8 tRNA genes and 2 rRNA genes are annotated in these 3,995 nt (G+C 51.4%); all 10 read right to left on the bottom strand.

Annotated elements, in window-relative coordinates:
* Nucleotides 1-43: 43 nt before the first annotated feature.
* Nucleotides 44-143, bottom strand: a tRNA-Pro gene (locus AB0C84_RS45375).
* A 32-nt stretch (nucleotides 144-175) separates the two neighbouring features.
* Nucleotides 176-252: transfer RNA gene (locus AB0C84_RS45370), tRNA-Arg, on the bottom strand.
* A 12-nt stretch (nucleotides 253-264) separates the two neighbouring features.
* Nucleotides 265-353 (bottom strand) — tRNA-Leu (locus AB0C84_RS45365).
* Nucleotides 354-364: 11 nt separating this feature from the next.
* Nucleotides 365-439 (bottom strand) — tRNA-Gly (locus AB0C84_RS45360).
* An 18-nt stretch (nucleotides 440-457) separates the two neighbouring features.
* Nucleotides 458-530: transfer RNA gene (locus tag AB0C84_RS45355), tRNA-Lys, on the bottom strand.
* A gap of 3 nt (nucleotides 531-533) precedes the next feature.
* Nucleotides 534-608 (bottom strand) — tRNA-Gln (locus tag AB0C84_RS45350).
* Between the two features lie 4 nt (nucleotides 609-612).
* A tRNA-Tyr gene (locus tag AB0C84_RS45345) sits at nucleotides 613-696 on the bottom strand.
* A gap of 16 nt (nucleotides 697-712) precedes the next feature.
* A tRNA-Val gene (locus AB0C84_RS45340) sits at nucleotides 713-788 on the bottom strand.
* Between the two features lie 10 nt (nucleotides 789-798).
* Nucleotides 799-913 (bottom strand): 5S ribosomal RNA (gene rrf, locus AB0C84_RS45335).
* A 70-nt stretch (nucleotides 914-983) separates the two neighbouring features.
* Nucleotides 984-3,906: ribosomal RNA gene (locus tag AB0C84_RS45330) — 23S ribosomal RNA — on the bottom strand.
* Nucleotides 3,907-3,995: the final 89 nt, after the last annotated feature.

The following is a 3,995-nucleotide window of genomic DNA, read 5'->3' as shown; positions in this document are numbered from 1 at the left end:
GGTCTCGCCTCAAGGGTGCTCGACGGGGCACCCGCGCGGTTCGCGCTGGCGGGCCATTCGCTCGGCGGCATCGTCGCCATGGAGATCGTGCGGCGTCGCCGACCCCTTGGTCCCAAACCAAGTGCTCTACCAAGCTGAGCTACTTCCCGTATGTAAATTAAATCGATACATAAAATGGCGCGCCCGATAGGAGTCGAACCCATAACCTCTTGATCCGTAGTCAAACGCTCTATCCAGTTGAGCTACGGGCGCAATGTAAAAAGATGGTGCCGAGGACCGGAATCGAACCGGTACGGTGATCTCTCACCGCAGGATTTTAAGTCCTGTGCGTCTGCCAGTTCCGCCACCCCGGCACTATGAATGATGGAGCGGAAGACGGGATTCGAACCCGCGACCCCCACCTTGGCAAGGTGGTGTTCTACCACTGAACTACTTCCGCATTTTAAGAAAATCGTAATGAGCCATAGAGGATTCGAACCTCTGACCCTCTGATTAAAAGTCAGATGCTCTACCAACTGAGCTAATGGCTCTAATGGCTGGGCTAGCTGGATTCGAACCAGCGCATGACGGAGTCAAAGTCCGTTGCCTTACCGCTTGGCTATAACCCAACAATGGTGGAGGGGGGCAGATTCGAACTGCCGAACCCGAAGGAGCGGATTTACAGTCCGCCGCGTTTAGCCACTTCGCTACCCCTCCGCAGTATTTAATTAAATGGTGGAGAATGACGGGTTCGAACCGCCGACCCTCTGCTTGTAAGGCAGATGCTCTCCCAGCTGAGCTAATTCTCCAAGATATTTTGCCTGGCAACGTCCTACTCTAGCGGAACGTCAGTCCGACTACCATCGGCGCTAAGGAGCTTAACTTCTGTGTTCGGCATGGGAACAGGTGTGACCTCCTTGCCATTGTCACCAGACAAATGAATGATTATACATTCAAAACTAGATAGTAAGTAAGATTTTGCGTCGCAAAACGCTTTTTAAAAATTGATTAAGTCTTCGATCGATTAGTATTCGTCAGCTCCACGTGTCACCACGCTTCCACCTCGAACCTATTAACCTCGTCATCTTCGAGGGATCTTATAACCGAAGTTGGGAAATCTCATCTTGAGGGGGGCTTCATGCTTAGATGCTTTCAGCACTTATCCCGTCCATACATAGCTACCCAGCTATGCCGTTGGCACGACAACTGGTACACCAGAGGTATGTCCATCCCGGTCCTCTCGTACTAAGGACAGCTCCTCTCAAATTTCCTACGCCCACGACGGATAGGGACCGAACTGTCTCACGACGTTCTGAACCCAGCTCGCGTACCGCTTTAATGGGCGAACAGCCCAACCCTTGGGACCGACTACAGCCCCAGGATGCGATGAGCCGACATCGAGGTGCCAAACCTCCCCGTCGATGTGAACTCTTGGGGGAGATAAGCCTGTTATCCCCGGGGTAGCTTTTATCCGTTGAGCGATGGCCCTTCCATGCGGAACCACCGGATCACTAAGTCCGTCTTTCGACCCTGCTCGACTTGTAGGTCTCGCAGTCAAGCTCCCTTATGCCTTTACACTCTATGAATGATTTCCAACCATTCTGAGGGAACCTTTGAGCGCCTCCGTTACCTTTTAGGAGGCGACCGCCCCAGTCAAACTGCCCGCCTGACACTGTCTCCCACCACGATAAGTGGTGCGGGTTAGAAAGCCAACACAGCTAGGGTAGTATCCCACCAACGCCTCCACGTAAGCTAGCGCTCACGTTTCAAAGGCTCCTACCTATCCTGTACAAGCTGTGCCGAATTTCAATATCAGGCTACAGTAAAGCTCCACGGGGTCTTTCCGTCCTGTCGCGGGTAACCTGCATCTTCACAGGTACTATGATTTCACCGAGTCTCTCGTTGAGACAGTGCCCAAATCGTTACGCCTTTCGTGCGGGTCGGAACTTACCCGACAAGGAATTTCGCTACCTTAGGACCGTTATAGTTACGGCCGCCGTTTACTGGGGCTTCGATTCGTAGCTTCGCAGAAGCTAACCACTCCTCTTAACCTTCCAGCACCGGGCAGGCGTCAGCCCCTATACATCACCTTACGGTTTAGCAGAGACCTGTGTTTTTGATAAACAGTCGCTTGGGCCTATTCACTGCGGCTCTTCTGGGCGTGAACCCTAAAGAGCACCCCTTCTCCCGAAGTTACGGGGTCATTTTGCCGAGTTCCTTAACGAGAGTTCGCTCGCTCACCTTAGAATTCTCATCTTGACTACCTGTGTCGGTTTGCGGTACGGGCACCTGTTATCTATCTAGAGGCTTTTCTCGGCAGTGTAAAATCAACGACTCGAGGAAACAATTTCCTCTCCCCATCACAGCTCAGCCTTATGAGTGCCGGATTTGCCTAACACTCAGCCTTACTGCTTGGACGTACACTCCAACAGTACGCTTCGCCTATCCTACTGCGTCCCCCCATCGATTAAAACGATACTAGGTGGTACAGGAATATCAACCTGTTATCCATCGCCTACGCCTGTCGGCCTCAGCTTAGGACCCGACTAACCCAGAGCGGACGAGCCTTCCTCTGGAAACCTTAGTCAATCGGTGGACGGGATTCTCACCCGTCTTTCGCTACTCACACCGGCATTCTCACTTCTAAGCGCTCCACATGTCCTTGCGATCATGCTTCGACGCCCTTAGAACGCTCTCCTACCATTGTCCAAAGGACAATCCACAGCTTCGGTAATATGTTTTAGCCCCGGTACATTTTCGGCGCAGTGTCACTCGACTAGTGAGCTATTACGCACTCTTTAAATGATGGCTGCTTCTAAGCCAACATCCTAGTTGTCTGGGCAACGCCACATCCTTTTCCACTTAACATATATTTTGGGACCTTAGCTGGTGGTCTGGGCTGTTTCCCTTTCGAACACGGACCTTATCACCCATGTTCTGACTCCCAAGTTAAATTAATTGGCATTCGGAGTTTGTCTGAATTCGGTAACCCGAGAGGGGCCCCTCGTCCAAACAGTGCTCTACCTCCAATAATCATCACTTGAGGCTAGCCCTAAAGCTATTTCGGAGAGAACCAGCTATCTCCAAGTTCGATTGGAATTTCTCCGCTACCCTCAGTTCATCCGCTCACTTTTCAACGTAAGTCGGTTCGGTCCTCCATTCAGTGTTACCTGAACTTCAACCTGACCAAGGGTAGATCACCTGGTTTCGGGTCTACGACCAAATACTCAACGCCCTATTCAGACTCGCTTTCGCTGCGGCTCCACATTTGCTGCTTAACCTTGCATCAGATCGTAACTCGCCGGTTCATTCTACAAAAGGCACGCCATCACCCATTAACGGGCTCTGACTACTTGTAAGCACACGGTTTCAAGTTCTCTTTCACTCCCCTTCCGGGGTACTTTTCACCTTTCCCTCACGGTACTGGTTCACTATCGGTCACTAGAGAGTATTTAGCCTTAGGAGATGGTCCTCCCAGATTCCGACGGAATTTCACGTGCTCCGTCGTACTCAGGATCCACTCAAGAGAGAATATGTTTTCGACTACAGGATTATTACCTTCTTTGATTCATCTTTCCAGATGATTCGTCTAACATGTTCTTTTGTAACTCCGTATAGAGTGTCCTACAACCCCAACAAGCAAGCTTGTTGGTTTGGGCTCTTCCCGTTTCGCTCGCCGCTACTCAGGGAATCGATTTTTCTTTCTCTTCCTCCGGGTACTAAGATGTTTCAGTTCTCCGGGTCTGCCTTCTGACATGCTATGAATTCACATGTCGATAACATGACATAACTCATGTTGGGTTCCCCCATTCGGAAATCTCTGGATCAACGCTTACTTACAGCTACCCAAAGCATATCGTCGTTAGTAACGTCCTTCATCGGCTTCTAGTGCCAAGGCATCCACCGTGCGCCCTTAATAACTTATTGTCGCCGAGCAGCTTGGCCTGGCGGACGGCGTGCTGGGCGTTCGGCGGGCAGAACATGCCGTCCTCGGTGAGGTCGGGGATCGCCGCGTT

The organism is Actinomadura sp. NPDC048955 (assembly GCF_040649435.1).
GTDB classification, from domain to species: Bacteria; Actinomycetota; Actinomycetes; order Streptosporangiales; family Streptosporangiaceae; genus Spirillospora; species Spirillospora luteofluorescens.
This window is presented reverse-complemented; position numbering and strand designations above follow the sequence as displayed.